The 18,762-nt window shown below is 37.9% G+C and carries 15 protein-coding genes and 2 pseudogenes; 3 read left to right on the forward strand and 14 right to left on the reverse strand.

The genetic code is table 11. From position 1 onward, the window contains the following. Nucleotides 1-5: 5 nt before the first annotated feature. Nucleotides 6-1,045: pseudogene (locus tag N0O92_RS11220) on the reverse strand (NAD(P)-dependent alcohol dehydrogenase). A 299-nt stretch (nucleotides 1,046-1,344) separates the two neighbouring features. On the opposite strand from N0O92_RS11220, the gene N0O92_RS11225 reads away from it, so the two are divergent. Further along, entirely contained in the window at nucleotides 1,345-1,755 is a 411-nt protein-coding gene (locus tag N0O92_RS11225) for a MerR family transcriptional regulator (RefSeq protein WP_315614747.1), read from the forward strand. Nucleotides 1,756-1,860: 105 nt separating this feature from the next. On the opposite strand, the gene N0O92_RS11230 is transcribed toward N0O92_RS11225, so the two are convergent. From N0O92_RS11230 to N0O92_RS11240, 3 genes are all read right to left on the reverse strand, one after another. Then, complete coding sequence (locus N0O92_RS11230) at nucleotides 1,861-3,246, reverse strand: amidohydrolase family protein (RefSeq protein WP_315614748.1); 1,386 nt, start codon at nucleotides 3,244-3,246, stop codon at nucleotides 1,861-1,863. 71 nt (nucleotides 3,247-3,317) lie between these two features. Beyond that, nucleotides 3,318-4,346: an ABC transporter substrate-binding protein gene (locus N0O92_RS11235; protein ID WP_315614749.1), complete on the reverse strand. Its 1,029-nt coding sequence runs from the start codon at nucleotides 4,344-4,346 to the stop codon at nucleotides 3,318-3,320. 55 nt (nucleotides 4,347-4,401) lie between these two features. Continuing rightward, on the reverse strand, nucleotides 4,402-5,406 hold the full coding sequence (locus N0O92_RS11240) for an aromatic ring-hydroxylating dioxygenase subunit alpha (RefSeq protein ID WP_315614750.1): 1,005 nt from the start codon (nucleotides 5,404-5,406) through the stop codon (nucleotides 4,402-4,404). A 448-nt stretch (nucleotides 5,407-5,854) separates the two neighbouring features. Here N0O92_RS11240 and chrS point away from each other — a divergent pair, with 448 nt between their 5' ends. Then, nucleotides 5,855-6,340 (forward strand): chromate efflux transcriptional regulator ChrS, encoded by a 486-nt coding sequence (gene chrS / locus N0O92_RS11245; RefSeq protein ID WP_315614751.1) that lies wholly within the window; start codon nucleotides 5,855-5,857, stop codon nucleotides 6,338-6,340. Nucleotides 6,341-6,505: 165 nt separating this feature from the next. On the opposite strand, the gene N0O92_RS11250 is transcribed toward chrS, so the two are convergent. Genes N0O92_RS11250 through N0O92_RS11260 form a run of 3 tightly spaced genes read right to left on the reverse strand, consistent with a single transcriptional unit; the run spans nucleotide 6,506 to nucleotide 8,661 of the window. Continuing rightward, complete coding sequence (locus N0O92_RS11250) at nucleotides 6,506-7,228, reverse strand: DUF3784 domain-containing protein (RefSeq protein WP_315614752.1); 723 nt, start codon at nucleotides 7,226-7,228, stop codon at nucleotides 6,506-6,508. Between the two features lie 12 nt (nucleotides 7,229-7,240). Then, nucleotides 7,241-7,390, reverse strand: coding sequence for a hypothetical protein (locus N0O92_RS11255; RefSeq protein WP_315614753.1), 150 nt, complete (start codon nucleotides 7,388-7,390; stop codon nucleotides 7,241-7,243). Between the two features lie 56 nt (nucleotides 7,391-7,446). Continuing rightward, nucleotides 7,447-8,661, reverse strand: coding sequence for a helix-turn-helix domain-containing protein (locus N0O92_RS11260; RefSeq protein WP_315614754.1), 1,215 nt, complete (start codon nucleotides 8,659-8,661; stop codon nucleotides 7,447-7,449). A 116-nt stretch (nucleotides 8,662-8,777) separates the two neighbouring features. Here N0O92_RS11260 and N0O92_RS11265 point away from each other — a divergent pair, with 116 nt between their 5' ends. Then, the gene (locus N0O92_RS11265) at nucleotides 8,778-10,091 is read left to right on the forward strand and encodes an MFS transporter (RefSeq protein WP_315614755.1); all 1,314 of its coding nucleotides are present in this window, start codon (nucleotides 8,778-8,780) and stop codon (nucleotides 10,089-10,091) included. Nucleotides 10,092-10,381: 290 nt separating this feature from the next. Here N0O92_RS11265 and N0O92_RS11270 read toward each other — a convergent pair whose 3' ends face one another. From N0O92_RS11270 to N0O92_RS11300, 7 genes and pseudogenes are all read right to left on the reverse strand, one after another. Beyond that, nucleotides 10,382-12,085, reverse strand: coding sequence for a SulP family inorganic anion transporter (locus N0O92_RS11270; RefSeq protein WP_315614756.1), 1,704 nt, complete (start codon nucleotides 12,083-12,085; stop codon nucleotides 10,382-10,384). 351 nt (nucleotides 12,086-12,436) lie between these two features. Then, nucleotides 12,437-14,338 (reverse strand): TRAP transporter permease, encoded by a 1,902-nt coding sequence (locus tag N0O92_RS11275; RefSeq protein ID WP_315614757.1) that lies wholly within the window; start codon nucleotides 14,336-14,338, stop codon nucleotides 12,437-12,439. 102 nt (nucleotides 14,339-14,440) lie between these two features. Continuing rightward, nucleotides 14,441-14,998, reverse strand: a pseudogene (locus N0O92_RS11280) (TAXI family TRAP transporter solute-binding subunit); the annotation flags it as partial. A 12-nt stretch (nucleotides 14,999-15,010) separates the two neighbouring features. Next, on the reverse strand, nucleotides 15,011-15,463 hold the full coding sequence (locus N0O92_RS11285) for a TAXI family TRAP transporter solute-binding subunit (protein WP_315614758.1): 453 nt from the start codon (nucleotides 15,461-15,463) through the stop codon (nucleotides 15,011-15,013). Between the two features lie 38 nt (nucleotides 15,464-15,501). Beyond that, nucleotides 15,502-16,323, reverse strand: a complete 822-nt coding sequence (locus N0O92_RS11290; protein ID WP_315614759.1) for an MBL fold metallo-hydrolase — start codon at nucleotides 16,321-16,323, stop codon at nucleotides 15,502-15,504. A 220-nt stretch (nucleotides 16,324-16,543) separates the two neighbouring features. Continuing rightward, nucleotides 16,544-17,740, reverse strand: a complete 1,197-nt coding sequence (locus N0O92_RS11295) for an ROK family transcriptional regulator (RefSeq protein ID WP_315614760.1) — start codon at nucleotides 17,738-17,740, stop codon at nucleotides 16,544-16,546. A 261-nt stretch (nucleotides 17,741-18,001) separates the two neighbouring features. Continuing rightward, on the reverse strand, nucleotides 18,002-18,709 hold the full coding sequence (locus N0O92_RS11300) for a DNA alkylation repair protein (protein WP_315614761.1): 708 nt from the start codon (nucleotides 18,707-18,709) through the stop codon (nucleotides 18,002-18,004). Nucleotides 18,710-18,762 lie beyond the last annotated feature (53 nt).

The raw sequence follows: 18,762 nt of genomic DNA on the forward strand, positions 1-18,762 counted from the left end.
ACCAATCAAATTGTACTAGTGTCAATCACAAAACGATACTTCACATCTGAAGCTAATACGCGTTTGTATGCTTCGTCAATTTGATCAGCCGAGATTACTTCAATTTTTGGTAAAATATTATGTTCCGAACAGAAATGTAACATCTCCTGAGTCTCCCTAATGCCCCCAATCATTGACCCTGCAAATGAACGACGATGAGGGATGAGGGAGAACACATTAACTGACAAGGGTTCTGCAGGCGCACCAACGTTTACTAGCGTTCCATCTAGCGCTAATAGAGAGAAATAAGCATTAATATCGATTTGCGCACTTACCGTGTTAATGATCAGGTCAAAAGTTCCTGCAAGTTTAGTAAATGTCTCAGGATCACTTGTGGCATAGTAGTGATCGGCACCAAACTCTAGACCATCTTCTTTTTTCTTCAATGATTGTGAGAGAACGGTAACGTCTGCCCCCATTGCATGTGCAATTTTTACAGCCATATGACCAAGACCACCCATACCAACAACCGCTACTTTCTTTCCTGAATCAGCACCCCAATGGGCAAGTGGCGAATATGTCGTAATACCGGCACAAAGTAATGGTGCAGCTGCATCAAGCGGGATGTTATCCGGAATCCTAACTACAAACTCTTCGGTTACAACTATATGGGTAGAATAACCTCCTTGTGTAGGTTCACCGTATTTGTCAACACCCGCGTAGGTAGGAATATTTCCTTTTAGACAGTATTGTTCCTCTCCTTTATGGCAGTTCTCACATTCACCGCAAGAGTCAACCATACAACCTACCCCAATTCGGTCACCTATTTTATATTTTGACACGTTAGGTCCTACAGCTGTAACCACCCCTGCAATTTCATGTCCAGGTACGAGTGATAGTTCACTTCCCCCCATTCACCGTGTGCCGTGTGGATATCAGAATGGCATATGCCTGCAAATTTAATTTCAATTAAAACATCAGTCGTATCAAGATCGCGTCGTTTAATTTCAGCTGCTCGAAAAGGTTTGTCTGGACCGTCGACAGCTCGTGCTTTTGCAGTGATCATAGTAAAACCTCCAAATAATTATATTTTTCAAAGAGCAAGAGAATGCGTTTGGACCTAGCAAAAGTGAAGAACTCATGTTACATTCCCCTTCCTTCATTAATCTCTATCCATACTCTTGCAAAACTATGATAATCCTTATAGTTAACTCTAGGTCAAGCGATTCGTTTAAATTCTTATAGATAATATTTGTTTAAAGTCGCTATGAGGTGCTTTGACATTCAGTAAGTACCATAGTAATATACCCTCATAATCTAGAGTTCACTCGAAGTCTATCATTTTAAGAAGCGGAGGAAAATAAGTTGAAGACATATACGATTAGCGAAGTTGCCAAAGAATTGAATCTAACAGCATATACCCTGCGTTACTACGACAAGGAGGGACTGATGCCCTTTGTAGAACGAACAGCAAGTGGAATAAGATCGTTTAAAGAATCCGATATCAGCGCGTTAAAAGTCATAGAATGTCTGAAATCTACCGGGATGCCTATTAAGGAGATTAAAAATTTCATTGATTGGTGTTCGGACGGGGATATCACGTTGCAAAAAAGATATGACATGTTTATGGAGCGAAAAGCCATTGTAGAAGCACAAATGGAAGAATTAAAAAAAACAATGGAACTGATCGAACACAAATGCTCTTATTATAAGACCGCTTTAGCTGCCGGGACGGAAGATATTCATAAAGAAGATAAAATAGAAATTATTACGTGAAGAAAACCACCTGTATTCCAAATGGTACTTGAAATACAGGTGGTTTGTTTCCTACTACCACTTCAACAGATTCATCTATTAATTTACAGAGCAGTTCACTCTCCTTTAGTCCACCATTCCAAAAATAGGATAGGTGCTAGCTAGTCTCTCGCGCATCTGATCCACTTTTACTTGCGCTTGTTTTAGTATTTCCTCTTCGTCTACAAAAGTGCACTTACCGTTTCGAACAACAACACGCCCATTTACTAAAACGTGAGAAACATCATTCCCATTTGCATTGTACACGATAGCGGAGGAGCAGCGATGGACTGGACTTATGTGAGCTTTTAGTAAATCAATGATGACTATATCGGCTTTTTTCCCCACTTCTAGGCTTCCTAAATCTTGTTCACGCCCCACTGCTTTCGCACCGTTTTTTGTTCCCATCTCTATTACTTGCATGGGCGGAAGCAGAGTAGAATCCAATTGATTTACTTTGTGCAAACAAGCTGTAATTTTTAGGACCTCTAAATTATCCTGACAATTGTTGCTCCCAGGTCCATCTGTACCGAGTGCAACATTAATGCCTTTTTCCAACATCTCTGGCACACGTGCCACACCTGAAGCCAAATACATATTTGACACCGGGCAATGTACGACGGTTGCTTGATTTCTAGCAATGGAATCAAGCTCTCCATCGTCTAGCCAAACCCCATGAACCACTTGTGTTGTCGGTCCTAGCATTCCCACTGCTTCAACTAACTCTAAGTTTCTTAACCCATACCGTGCCATCGTGTGGTTAATTTGATCTTTCGTTTCAGCTACATGGACATGAGTAATAAGATTACGTGTATCACTAAACTTTGCTGCTCGTTCTAAAAACTCACGGGAGCACCCATATAAATTTAATGGTCCCATTGCTACACCCACCCGGCCATGCCCTGCTCCACTCCAGCGATCCAAAAGCGTATCGGTTCGGGAAAAGATTTCATCTTGAGTTTCATTCAGTCTGCTTTCTTTTCCCATATCAATTCCACCACGGGCCATTACCCCACGGATCCCCGATTCCTCTATCGCTCGCAACACTTCCTCATCATTCTGAGGAGATGTATGAATGTAATGATGATCCATAATAAAAGTGGCACCAGATTTCAGATTTTCTATGCAACCAATCATGGCTGCTAAATAAAAATCCTCTTCCGTCATGGCGAGTGAACCTGGCCAAATAACTTGCTGTAACCAATCCAATAGCACCAAATCATCAGACACACCCCGTAGATATGTTTGAAAAAGATGTGTATGACAATTGATTAAACCAGGGATGATTGCCTTCCCGTCTGCGTTTATTACCTCATCGACTTCTTTAAGCAAATAATCTTTTGACCCATCTGCTGGCCACTGTCCTATTTCTTCAATCACGTCATTCTTTGTTAGAATATATCCATTTTTAAACGTTTGTTTCTCTTGATTCATCGTTAAGATCGTACCATTTTTGATCAGGATTTTCCCCATTTCATTCTCCTTCTTACTAAAAAAGGGGATTGCTCCCCTTTTTCAAACTAGTTTCATAGAATAAAACCTTTCTATTTTAAATAACTCGTTGTAAAGATAGAGCTAACCTCTTCTTTCTCATCAATTACACCAAGCTCATACATCTGGTCACGTAACGTTTCCCATCGTTCGGCTGTCATATACCCGACTCCATGATCTAATGCATCACCTGTAAAGATTAAATCCACTTCGGATTCAGCTGCAAAATTAAGTTCTTCCATTGTTTTATCTGGGTTATCTTCTAAAATGAATGGATTGATTTCTTCTGCATGATCTTTGTAGTAGGTATAGCCTTCCATCGTTGCTTTCACATGCGCTCTAACTAGTTCTGGATTCTCCTCTAAAAACTTTTCAGTCGTAAACATGACGACTCCGTATGGGTTAAAGCCTGATTCAGATACCATTAAATAATCAACTTCAATGCCTTCTTGAGCTAATGAATAAGTTTCAGATCCAACAAACCCTTGAATAAGGGATGTTTCCTCAGCAATAAAATTAGCAAGCTGACCACTGTACACCATCTCATCGACTTCATCTAATTCATAGGCTGCCTTAATATAATCCCACCAAGGGGCACCAGGAGCCGTCGTTACCGTTCTTCCATCTAAATCCGAAAAACTCGTAATGCCTTGTCCCTCATGGAATAATACAGCTTGAGGGTAATCTTGGAAAACGGCAGCTAAAGCAACAATTGGTATCCCTTCATTTCTAGCTACTAAAATATCTGTTGCATGGGCCATTCCTATTTCTGCTTCCCCTGCCGCTACGATTTGAACCCCGCTAACTCCAGGACCACCATTTTGAATGGTCACATCTAGTCCAGCCTCTTCATACATTCCTTGATATTTTGCAGCATACACCCCACCGAATGACGGTTGAGCAAACCAAGTCGTTACTTGTGTGATAGGAGTTAATTCTTGTGCTTCTTCTACAATGGGTTCCTCTGTTGATTCACCTGCGCTTGATTCACTTTCACTTGTACTGCTATTTGAGTTCGCCGAACAGCCAACTGCTAGAATCAGCAGCATCACTAACATCAATATAAAAGATAATTTACGCATACATCCCCACTCCTATCATTTTCCCATTTTATAATGTGCTACTATTGAACTTTACTTACGTTGTTCCAATGGTCACCCCTAACTCTTTCAACCAACGACGATAAGCAACGGATAAGATATCAACTTTATGATTTAATTCAGCTTGTAAATCTAACGGCAAAAGCTCAGGCTTTTGCGTCTCAATAATCCATGCATCCTGCTCAAATACGGTATCTTGAAATTGAATAAATTGTTCATCTGGAACATCAAATCCATAATTTCTCGAAACGGCCATATAAACCGTACATTCTTTATCATTAATTGGCAACACACTTAAAAGAATGAAGAGTGTTTCTCCCGTGTCCGCATCCTTTTTTGATAATCTTCCTACTAAAGGTCGAAACACCTCCTTAACATACACATATGTTGTGCCCTCTTTAGCATCAGAACCAGAATGCGCCACCGGCTGAAAAATAGGAACTTCACCCGTATAAATTCGGTCTTCTTCTTTAAAAATTTGAAAATCTGGTAATTCTGCATAATCAGGATGCCCGAGCAATCCACCATGAACATACATTAAATGAGCAAAGTCCGTGAAATTTTCAACGACTCTTGTTCCTGCCGCTTTCACTTCATACGGTCCACAAACTAATGGTCGATAAGAAGCGTCCTCAAACTCAGGAATATCAGGCAATTCACTTCGTGGTTCTCCTAAGCAAACCCAAACAATTCCATATTTTTCAATGCAGTGATAAGCTTCAGCCTTTGCTCGAACAGGAATTTTTTTATCTTTGCCTTGTGCAGGAATACAGACGCAGTTCCCTTTGTCATCATATTGCCAACCATGATATGGACAAACCAAAGTATCATTCTTGATATAACCTTTAGATAACATGGCTCCACGATGAATACACAAATCTCGAAAAGCATTCACACCATTTTTTGAACGAAATAAAGCCACTCGCTCTCCCATTACAATCACGCCAACGGGTTTGTCTTTTAATTCACTCGCTTTGTACACTGGATGCCACTCATTCTCTAGAACTGAATCTTGCAAACGATCATTTACTGTAGTACTCATGTTTGACCACTCCTCATTCATTTTAATAATTGGACACTTTTTCAAGCTAGGTCTCTCGGTTGACCTCGTGCTTTCATTAAAAGTCGCATAAGCTAACAACCTCCAACATAAAACATTCAGTCCTTTTACTTTTAGATAGTATATATTATAATCAAATTACAATTCGTAATCTTTGTAACAACAATACTAACTATTTGTCGCGATCTAGTCACAGATCTTGTTATAATTTATAACATCATTTTTTGAAGAAACGATATAAGAGAGCTGACTTCACCCTATAAATCCTATAAACAACAAAGATGACAGAGCTTGTAGATTATGGTAAAAAAAAGAGAGGAAATCGAAGAAAAGTATGTAGGGTTAATTTCCAATTCACTTGAAATGATTGAGCGCGCGCGATACATTAAAGGAAATCGCAACATTATGCATTGGCACAGGAGAGGATATTATGTCAACGAAACACCCCGTTCATACATTACCAGTCGTACAACTTGATGAGATTGATCGTCAAATTATAAACATTTTAAAAGTAGATGGACGAATGTCTTATACCGACCTTGCCAAGGAAGTCGGTCTATCACGAGTAGCTGTTCAATCTCGGGTAAACACACTAATAGAAAATGGGGTTATCGATCGTTTTACAGCTATTATCAATCCAGAAAGAATCGGAATTAACGTATCAGCTTTCTTTAATGTGGAAGTAGAACCTAAGCACTTGGATGAAGTCGCAACTATTCTATCAGAAGACCCCTTGGTTACTAGCCTTTATCATATGACAGGACCAAGCAAACTCCACATGCACGGCCTTTTTAAAAACAATCAAGAAATGGAAGTTTTTCTAAAAGAAAAATTATATACCTTGCCCGGAATTACAAGCGTTGATTGCCAAGTGCTGATTAATCGATATAGAAGTACGATGGGGTTAAGATTGTAATAAAAGAATGGAAGATATCTATAAAGAAGTTAAAATAGAAATTAATACGTAACAGCAAACCACCTAATTACAGGTGGTTTGTTTAGTCCCTAAAAACACAAAAAAAGTCCTTCAACACTAACAAAGAGTTGAAGGACTATCTACTAATTTATTTATTCAACATAGTTAGTTGAATTGGTTCATCATTTCCTCATACCACAATTTCGTTTCGTGGCTGTCGCTAGAGTTTATGAATATATAGTCATCTCCTTTTTCAATATAAATAAAATGAGGAGAATTACGATAGATGAATAATCTGCCTTTCCCTAACTCTTCAAGGCGAAAATGGCCCTTTAATCGATTAGCAAAAGAAAAACCATTTGTTCTTACTTGGATTTTTGGGATTGTATCGACTAATTCGATATTCGTAATTTCGTCCAATGGCCACTCTACTCCATAAAACCCACTAATCTGCAAGCGATTATCCGAAATAGATAGCTCATTCGGTTGTAAACCCATATAGGAAGCCCATCCTAAAATCCCAAAAGTAAAAACGATTGTCATTTTTAAAATGAGTGAATTACGCTTCCTATGTTTGGTGTTGTCTAGTTTACCAATATAGAGTAAATGGACAAATAGATAAATGATCATGACAAGCCAAGAAAGCTCGATCATATATGGAATTTCAAATAAAGATAACCCTAACCCAACAAGTAAAATAAAGCTTGAATTCATTAAGACTCTTCCTGCCGCTTGTGGATAGCCATTTTTGATAAGTATCTGTTGATCTTCCTCCGTTTTTGCAGAAAATCCAGATAAAAGGAAATATGCTTGTTTTTTTACAATGAGGTATCCTAGTAGAAACAACAGTAGAAACATAAAAAGTTGGATCATAATGAGTGATATCAAATTATTCTCCCCCTATCGTTTTACAGACTTTGACTCTAAAGAACTCCTGTGTAATTTGCTTTCCAAATCTTCTACTCGTTTTTCCAGTTTCTTTATTTTAGATTTGAATTCAAAATAGAAAAATACAGCTAGTACTAGCAATGCTGAACTAATTATTTCCAAACCCTTACTCCCCCTTTTCCATCATGTACACCCCTATATCCTATTGTCCTAAAAAATCAACTTTTAATCTCCTCATATACCTCCATCGTAAATTCTTTGAAAGGTGTTGAAGGTAATAGGTTGAAATTAGCATAAGCCTGTTCGATTGATTGAACTGCGGTCTGTTTATCTCCCACCTTGCGATGACATAGGGCTTTATATGTATCCATTACATAAAATATCGATAAATCAAAAGGGTGATGTACGTCCGGAATTTCAACCTTATCTAATAAACGTAATGCTTCTTCATAACGACCTAAATAATAACACGCCTTTCCCTTTTCCAAGGTAAACCATGGATCATAAAAAACAAGAGTATCCGAATCAGAAAGCAACTGGTCAATCTCTTCTATTGCCTTTTCATATTCCTTTTTTTCTGAGATCCTAGCCATGATATGTAAAAGCTTATAGAAATAGATAGAATATTTATTGTCCGCGAACTCCCCGTATTGCTTTAGCTTTTCTAAATAAAAGGCTTTCTTCTTTTCATCCTTAGACAACATTCCCTCGCAAGCAGCAAGTCGATATAGATCATCTATACGATAAAAAACCTTTTTCTCCCTTGAAAACTGGATCGCATTTTCCATAATCCTTATGGCTGATTGAGAATGACCCACAGCAAAATGCAATATGGCTTCATGATAATCAAGATCAAGCCTTGTTAAAGGATCAATATAAGCAAAAGTGGTTTCAATGGTCTTTCGTTCTTGTAAAAAGATCGTTAAAGATTCATCGTATTTGTGTTCAAGAAATTTTTGATTGACCCAAAAAATAGCAATGGCAGCCCGGTTTGAAGAGATATTCAATTGTTCAAACATGTTTGCTGCAGATTTGGAAACCTCTAACCAGTTTGCCTCCTTCTCTTCCCAAAGAGAATAGCCATATATTTCTAATAGACGAGCTGCCTCGTAACCTTGGGGAATAACCTCCCATAAAGGCTCGACTAACTCGATGAGCTGTTTATATTTATCAGGTGTTTTTTCATCTGCATCATTGTATATTTTTTCCGCTTTTTCTAGAATTCCTCGAAGTTCCTCTGAGCTGACAGTATCTAATAAATCAGCAACATCTACATCCAGTTGTTTGGCTATATAAGTTAAGCTTTCCATTGACGGATTTGCTTTGTTATTTTCAATTAAGCTGAGCATGCCTTTGGATAATTCTTTGCCAGCCAATGCTTCAAGTGTTAGCTTTTTTTGCTTTCGTAATTTCTTAATTCGCTCTCCAAGCATAATCATCCCCCATTCGCCCATTTGTTTAATTATATTAAACTTTTTCTTGAAAGAAAAGAAATGTGCATGGTATGATTTGTTTAATTAAATTAAACTTTTAAAGAGAAGGTGCAAAAATGGACGATAAATGGAAAGTGAAAAAGGCGACCTATCACCTGTATACGTTTATGATCAGTAAGCTTATTTCTACATTTGGCGCTCAAATTTATACATTCGCAATCAGTTTTTACATCTTACAAATGACAGGTTCTGCAGCAAGCTTTGCAACGAACTTAATCTGTAATATTCTTCCGAGGGCCATTCTTGCCCCATTTGCTGGAGCGATAACCGATCGATACTCGAAAAAAACAATTGTTATTTGCTCACAAATTGCCACCACCCTCACCATTGTTGGGCTTCTCCTTGTCACTTTAACTACTGGGCTGTCTTTGCTTTCCATTTATGTCACGACGTGTATATTGTCGGTAACCTCGACGTTTTCAGGAATAGCCTTTACTTCGTCTATAACTGGTTTAATCGATAAGGAACGAATTCAAAAAGCCATGTCTCTCAATCAAATGTCAATCTCCTTTGCAGCAGTTGGGAGCCCTGCAATTGGTGGATTATTATACGGAACGGTACAGATACCAGTATTTCTTTTGGTCTATATGACCGCATCTATCCTTGCTCTTATTCTAGAGTCAACAATGAACTTCCGACTTTTCAGTCAACAGAAAGAAGAGAAGGAAGGCAAACAGAAAGACTCTATCTTAGAGAGCATCAAGCTAGGTATTGCCTATTTGAAATTGCAACCTGTGATTGTTCTTATGCTTTGGATCGGGTTAATGGTAAACTTTTTGTTCGGAGCCTTTGAGGTAGGGTATTCTTATATTCTTATAGAAAAGCTAAAAATGGAACCACAGCATTTCGGCTTGACACAAGGAGCTTTTTCCGTGGGGATGGTAGTAATGTCACTCTATTTTTCGATTAGAAAAGAGGTGAAATTCCCACTTCTTGTTTCCAAACGGGGAATTCTAGCTTTGGGTGTGATTATGGGCGCCATTTCCTTCCCGTTGATGAGCAACTTAACATATAATTTCGTATTCGCTTACTATTTGATAATCATGTTCTGTTTCGGCTCCATCATTATGGTCATTAATACACCATTACAAGTGATGTTGCAAAAGACAATCGATGACGATTATAAAGGCCGTGTATTTTCAATTATTGAAACCATGTCCATGGCTCTGATTCCACTTGGAATGGTTATGTATGGAATTCTGTACGATCTCTTTCCAGGTCAATGGGTCCTTCTTCTGTCTGCTGCTTTCTTAATACTTGTTGTGCTTGTGCTTGCAAGGCCTTCGGTGCTTCGCAAAGCTCATCCAGAGCTTGCTGAAAACCATTTAGAGATTGCCGTGAAAGAAAGAGAGATGAAGCTGAAAATATAAGGGAGATTTTAAGTTCAAAAAGGATATGGTGGTCATAGCGACCGCCATATCCTCCCTTGAAATCATTAATAATTACTCATAATCCACTTATGCAACGTTTACTTTAACACCTCACATATTTACGTTTAAAACAAATATCATAGACAAGAACCTTTACATTACTACTCCGAATACTTACAGCTTTTACAATTTGCAGGGCCGCAAAAAAATAATTTAATAGAAGAAATAACTTTTTCATAAACAATTTTCATCTTAATCAAGCTGATATGCTAAGACAAATATAAAAAAATTCAAATCTGATAATCCAATGCGCTTACAACATATTCTTCTGGCTTCTCGATACGAATCCCTTTTACTTTCAATAATTGTTCTAGTGGCAAATGATTTTTCTGTCCTTTGTACTTTTGATCCCAATTCACTTTAGTAACTGTATCACGAATTGAGCCTTTCATACTCGCAAACAATGTAGTAATCCCTTTGCCTTGATAGAAATCAATCATTTCTTCTAACATATCAACTGAAATTGTGTCAACATCATTCACACCAGACATATCAAGGATCAACCATTTCGTTCCTTTTTTATCTTTAAGAACCTCTTTTACTTTCTCTTCCACATAAGATATATTGGCAAAATGGAGGTTTGAATCAATTCGAAGGATAACAGCATCTTCAGAAGTCACTGCGTCTTTATAACGTTTAATATTGCGAAACGTTTTTTCCCTCTTTACATACCCCATCTCTACAATCGATGGCTTTGAACTCCGATTTAACAATAACACTAACGTGAAGATCGCCCCAATTATAATTCCCCATTGGATCCCTACAAATAGCGTAACTATAAATGTAATAACCCAAACCCATCCTTCAAACGGTTTCACCTCAAATAAGTGCTTCATTTCCTTGATATCTATTAACTTATAAACTGCGACTAAAATAATAGATGCGAGCACGGCATTGGGTAAATAATAAAAGAAAGAAGTAAAAAACAGTAAGGTGATGATAATAAATACTCCTGTTATGACAGATGTCATTTGTGTCGCTCCGCCTGATTGATGATTGACCGCCGTTCTAGAAAAACTCCCATTTACCGGAAAGGATTGAAAGCAAGCACCAATCATATTTGACAACCCTAAAGCCTTCAATTCTTTATTTGGATTAATTTTATATTTCTCTTTCTTCGCAATTGCTTTACCGATAGCTAAAGACTCCATAAAACCGAGAAGAGCAATAGTGAGTGCCATTGGAATGAGGAGCTGAACCGTCTCTACAGTAAATGTAGGTACCACCAACTGCGGAAAGCCTTGAGGAACATTCCCTACAATCTGAACACCATTTTTTTCTAAGTTAAATAAAAATACAAAAAGGATTGATAAAACAACAACCAATAATGCACCTGGAACACGCGGAGCCATTTTTTTCAATACTATCAAAAGGATTATACTAGTGATTCCGATCAAGACTGTAGTTAGGTTAATCTCCATTACTTTTTCTATCACACCAATAAAGATGTAGTGAACCTGTAAGTGATTCCCTAAATTAATTCCTAATACATGTTTAATTTGACTAAGCCCAATCACAATTGCAGCAGCAGATGTATATCCGTTCATCACTGAATGAGGGATAAATTTCACAATAAAACCTAGTTTACTAACGCCCAACAAAAGCTGTATAGCCCCCACCATCACTGCCAACAGTAAAGCAAATGAGATAAACTCCTCGGAACCTGGTTCAGCTAAAATGGAGACACCCGAAAAAACTAATAGAGATGTGATCGCTACTGGGCCTATCGACAAATGTTTAGAAGAAGCAAATAGTGCGTAAATAAACAAGGGAATCGTAGCTGCATACAATCCCATAACTGGTGGCAGCCCTGCCAACATCGCATAGGCCATCCCTTGAGGAATAAGCATAACAAAAAGTGTGATTCCAGCTAGTAAATCCCTTGTAAACAGTTGTTGATTATAGTAGGTGAATACTCTCTTTCCTCTTAACAATAGACATTCCTCCTTCTTAAACGGTGTGAAGGCTATCCACCTTTTGTAGTTTTATTACAGTGAACTCTCTTTGCTAACTATTACATAAATGTCCCATGAATATAAAAAGTGAATGTTGTTATCACGCTAAATCAGAAATAGGATCATTCCTTAGTCTGATTTAATGTACAATATCATTCAATAACCTCACTTTCACGCTAAATAGATTACAGGTTTGCTGGATTGTGACGCTCAATTAGAATTCACCATTTATAGATGCAGCTATCAACAATATGCGGCTACCCCAAAGCTATATCGCTTTAGGGCAGCCATTCATTAATATAAAAGTTTACGAGGTGTTCTAAGTTATTACTACATTTCTTTCACACCCAAATTCTGTACCGAGACAAATTTTCTAACCTTCAATTCATAAAATATTGTAGCTACAATAATGGCAAACCCTACAATATCAAATATTACTCCGACATTAATTAATAACACCGCTCCTATAAATAATATGAATCTTGAAATTAGTAAGACCGGTTGTTTTAGATACCCTTCTAAAGAAACAGCTAATGCATAAATCCCTATTAATGCCGTAACCGAGGCTAGTAAGATCGTAACGACAGTCCCTTGGAATATAAGTGCCGGTCCATATACAAACATAAACGGAACAATAAAAGCAACGGCTGCTAATCTAACAGCTGTAATGGATGTCGACATGGGGTTGGTTTTTGCTATTCCACTTGCGGCATACGCTGCAATCGCTACAGGAGGTGTAATTCCCGAAAGTACTCCATAATAAAAGATAAACATATGTGCGGCCATACTAGGTACACCTAATTGTGTGATTGCTGGTGCGGCCAAAACTGCTAAAATAATATATGATGCTACTGGTGGCAAACCCATCCCCATAATAATGGAGGCAATCATTGTTAATAGTAGCAATAAAAACAAATGCCCCCCGGAAAGTTCAATCAAGATTCCAGAGAATCTTAATCCCATACCTGTCATGTTAATGACACCAATAACGATACCTGCACACGCACAGGCTGCAGCAACAACTAACGAAAGCTTCATTCCTTGAACAATGGCCTCTTTCATATCAGAAAAGCTCATTCTTGTTTCTTTTCGTAAAAGACAAACAAGAGGAACACTTACGATCCCCCAAAATGCTGCCTCAGGTGGCGGCATTTGTGGACCAATTAATAGAAAAACTAAGACAACAAGTGGTAGAATTAAATGCCCTTTTGTGACAATCATCTCTTTTAAATTTGGAACTTTGTAATGATTTTCTTGATTACTTTCTCCCATACGGGCAGCTCGTAAGTCTACCATGATAAAAATGGCAATAAAGTAAAGCAATGCAGGTATTAAAGCCGCTAACGCAACTTGAATGTATTCTACTTGTAAAAAATCAGCCATTAAAAAGGCCACAGCCCCCATGACAGGTGGCAGAAGCATCCCTCCTGTGGAAGCCACAGATTCAACTGCTCCTGCATACTTCGCTTTATATCCACCACGCTTCATCAACGGAATGGTTAAGATTCCCGTTGTTGCTACATTTCCGACTTGACTACCGCTAATCGATCCAAATAAAGCACTTGATACGATCGACACTTTCGCGGCTCCTCCTCTGAATCGTCCTACTAGAGAGAAAGCTAAATCAATAAAAAATTTCCCTGCTCCTGATTTTTCTAGAAATGACCCAAACAAGACAAACAACACTACATATGTCGCCGATACTCCAAGTGGAATACCGAATACTCCTTCATTAGATAGACCAACTTGAGTAATAATTCGCTGCAAGCTGTAACCAGAATGAGCAAATAACAAAGGTAACTTCTCACCAAAGAAAGCGTATACAAGAAATAGTGAAGCTAATATAGGCAATGCCCAACCTATAATTCTTCTTGCTGCTTCTAATGTGAGAATAATACTTAACACACCAACGACTAACATCGTTATGGTAGGTGAACTAAATGCCATCGATAGATCAATGAAATAGATATAAATATATACTCCAAGAAAAATAGAAGTCCCAGCTAAAAGAATATCCGATGTCCAAGCGATTTTCCCTCTCTTAGCTAGCGTCTCAGTGTCTGCCTTTTTAATAAAAGGATAAAGCAGAAAGATTAAAGCAAGGGCAAAGCCAAGATGAACTCCTCTCTGCTGCATAGAAGGAAATATTTGAATTCCTCCAGCATAAAGGTGAAAAAATGCCAAGAAAAATGCGAGAATTACTACGGCCCTTGTAATTATTTTCTGTAACATGGTCGAATACACTCCTCACTCTCATTGCAGAAGTTGGTAAGGTACGTTAGAGAATTCCTGCTCTTGGCACCTATCAAAACTGTATACGTTCCTAAATTTTTATTATTGAACCTCTATCCCATGATCTTCAAAGTATTGCAACGCACCTGGGTGATACGGAATGGTTATACCATCTGCCACTGTTTCAGGGACAATGTCAAAAGTCGGATGAATGTCTTTTAGTCCATCTGTATTGTTCATGATTGTTTCTAAAAATTTATAATCCATCTCATCGTCTGTTTGCTCATGAGTAATATAAATTGAATAAAACGCTCCAATCGTAATATCTTCCTCTTGCCCTGGGTACGTACCACTTGGTATGTCAACCGATGAGTAATAAGGATGCTCTGTTACAAAAGATTCCATAATAGTAGGGTTAACAGGTATAATTCTCACGTCTTCTGTTTGAGTAAGCTCTCTAACAGTCGGAGCTGGGATTGCCCCCATTAAGTAACCTGCATCCACACTTCCATTTGCTACCGCTTCTTGAATTTCAGTAAAACTACTAAGTGGTAATGGTTGATAATCATCTTTGCTCACTCCATGAGCTTCCATAAGGTCTTCTAGTAATTCAGTAGGAGGAGTACCAATAGCGGCAACACCGATTCGTTTTCCTGCTAAATCTTCAAATGATTAATTCGGAGAATTCTCGCGTACAACTAGATGTAGTGCGTTATAACTTAAGTACCCAATCCCTCTTAAGTAGTCGTGTTCTCCTGGAACTGGTTCTAACACACTATTAAACGCTTGATCAGCACCTAAGGCGCCAATTCCACCAAATGCAGGTAGCCCTTGTTGATGACGTTCAGACATATATTGAACAATTTCAGACGTACCATTTGTTGCTTCTGTTGCAAAAGAAGCTCCTGGTAGGACTTTTTCATTATTTATGATATTAGCTAATCCTGCACTTATAATATAGTTAATTCCACCTGATCCTGGTGTGTAGACCGGAACAATTCCTGAGAAACCCCCTTCACTTTCATCGCCATTGTTAGCCGGTTGACTCGATTCGCCCCCACCACAGGCCACTAAGATTAGGGACATTACGAAAAGGAAAAAGATACTGATTATAGCACGTTTCATTCAATCATCTCCTTTAGTTGATTAATAGAATTCAATTTTTATCCTACTTTTATAATTTGTAAGTCCTCCGGGACAATGACTTCTCCAGAAAATTCGGCAGATGCCTCTTCAAAAGCAATGCGTCCATCAGCTTCAGGTAAAAAGTGAGTAAGAACTACTTTTTTAACATTCGCTCTTTTCGCTATAACACCTGCCTGAGTCGGACTACAGTGTTCTTTCTGAAGCTGATCCCAAATTTTTTCAAGTGCTTCGCTCTTCTCACCTGTTGTCAAGCCCGCATTCTGTACTAATAGATCCGCCCCCTTTGCAAGATGGACGATTTCTTCATTCGGCGATGTATCACTTGAGATGACAATCACCTTTTCATCAATTTCAAATCGAAAAGCAAATGTAGGAACATTGTGAATCATACGCGCTGTCGTTACTTTAAAAGGTAACGGGTTTACCGGCAACTCACCAGGTTCATCAAACTCAATTACTTTAACATCCCGTATCCCAGCTGCTGAACGTCCCAGCGAACAACGATAATCAATATCGTAAGAATACATCTGCAAAATATTTTCATGAAAGTCCCTTGTTCCTTTTGGACCAATAATGGTCAACTCTGATCTACCTTGCCCCCATCCGCCAAGAAGGAATTGAGCATACCCCATTGTGTGATCTGAATGTAAATGAGTGAAGATAAGGTACTTGATGGACTGGGGATTAATCCGAGCTTTCATTAACTGAGCTGTTGTTCCTTCTCCACAGTCAATAAGAATTGTTTGATCTTTAACAACAAGTGCTTGTGCAGGCTGCGATCGGTTTAAGTTTGGACGAGGACTTCCCGTTCCAAGCATAACTACAGAAATATTTGACATGATCTCATCTCCATTTTTCTAAATCCTACTTTATTACTAACAAGTAGGTAAGGTCTTATTATCTTTTTTTCATTTTGGATAAAAGTATTTATAAAAACGCTTACATTTATTTCCGGAGACCCCCTTTACTCCATTTCGGATAAAAGTTCCCGTGGATTCATAATACATGATTTATTCAAAAAAATAAATATAAATTTTAGAATTTTTTAAAAACATATCTTCATTCCTTTTCTTCCCTATCAAACAATGATGAAAAAGTCGAAACAGCCGCTCCAATAGAGGCATTCGATTGCATTGAATTTTCCTGAATAATTTTCACCTTTTTGTTTAAGGTGATATGTTGTAATGCGACTTCTTTTACCCTATTAAAGTACCCATCGTAAAGTTGAATTAAAGGCCCCGACAATACAGCAACTTCTGTTTCAAGAAGATTAATAATATTAGAAAGCCCCACACCATAATAATAAGCAGAACGCAGGACAGCTTGCTTTGTTATTTCTCGATCTTGATTTAACTGTTTAATTAAATCATTGGTGTTTTCTCTACACCAATTCAGGTCTTTTTCTGGAGATAGATAGTTTGTACCTAAATCTTTTAAGATAGCATAAAGTGACGTATAGGCTTGCAAACACCCTCTTTTTCCACATTCACATAGCTCACCATTAATATCAATAACCATATGTCCATACAATCCAACATTTCCGTTATGCGCTCTTACCACTTCTCCATTTGAGATAATTCCACACCCTATCCCCCAACTATTAATAGAGCATAGAATATTTTTATATGCTGATCGTTCACCTTCATATTCTCCCAAAGCAGCAAGCGTAGCACCATTCTCTAGAGTAATCTTTACTGGAAAATGCTTCTTTAATTCATTGACAATAGGTACATTTTTCCATCCTGGAGCAGCAAATGGTTCCGGCTCTAAAATTACCCCACGTTCTCGATCAAGTGGTCCAATTGCCCCTACTCCAATACCTAGTAATTCACCTATGGTAAATTGATGCGTTTTCATGAAAGTATGAATACTTCTAATTATCTCATCTATAATAACTTCCGGCGTATGCTTCTTCGTCATTGAGATCGTAACTTGATCTAGCAATTCAAAATGAAGATTAAATAAAGACACTCTCGTAAACATCCTGTTTATATGTAATGAAACAATATAACCTAAACGTGCATTAATACTATACAAAATCGGCGGACGCCCTCCATTTGATTCCCCGTAGCCTGACTCCACAATTAACCCATCTTTTTCTAAGCGCTCAATAATACGAAACAATGTTGTTTGTTTCAAATTTGTCTTTTCTAAGAGATCTGTTTTTGTGATTGGCCCATGATCATGGATTAATAAATACACCGTTTTAAGTATTTGCTGCTTCGGAAGCTCATTTTCTATAAAGGATTTCAGCATGCTCAAACACCAACTTTAGCAAAGTAAATTTGTTTTTATATTTTATCATTTTCAAATTTCCAATGTCTACATGTTCTTTCTACCTACACATGAAGGTCACTAAGTTTCGATAGTAACTTTCATCTCTTTTTCAATATAAATAAAACAAACTCAAAAACGTTTACACACATTTTTGAGTTTATTACCTTACTAAGGCGCTCAAGATAACTTTTTTATATAAGTAAGTAATACTCTCTTACTTAAAATCCCCTTACGTTCACTTTAACACCTCACATATTTACGTTTAAAACCAATTCTCCCTCTATCAATATCTTTTTGAATGCTTTCGTACGCGTTAAGGAAACTGCTTTTTTTGTTGTCACGTTTAATTTCTACTATCCCTACTTCCTTTGCGGTCTCTAGTGCTTCTTCATGTAGAGGCAAATACGAAACTCCAACGGTGTATAGAAAGTTATTCATAGATGATTTCGTACGTTCAGGCGAATCATGAATGGATTTTTTTGCACTCTCTAACATACGAGAAATCTTGCTTTCAGAGAATTCATGATCCTTGCGATTGCCTAAGAGCCAGCAATAACAACTCCAGCCGGCAGACATTTTCAGCTCTTCCCCACTTGAGATCCATTTATCAGCAACTTCTTGTGCAATATCTGCCTCCGCTAACGTTACTGCAACCACATAATCAGACAACATATAAAAATAGGCTGAGTCCATCCAACGATCAAAATCCGACTCCGTCATGGCTTTTGGATCTGCAATAATGCCTGCAAAATACATGGCATCGTAATTCCCTGTGGCATAAAGCTCTTCAGCTAAAGATTGGTCGATTTTTATTTTCTTAGCTATTGGTTTCATCGCACCTGTTGCCACGCCAAAAAGTGGTTCTTCTGCCCCATTGGATATGTACATTTTTTTCGTTCGTTCCTTACCGAGGGCTTCAAGTTCTTGCATAACTGTTTCAAAATCCATAATGTTGTACTTCCTTTCTTTGTATTCATATTTTATAGGTTGCAATCAACAAC

Source organism: Alkalihalobacillus sp. MEB130 (assembly GCF_032335535.1).
Lineage (GTDB): Bacteria > Bacillota > Bacilli > Bacillales > Bacillaceae_D > Halalkalibacter.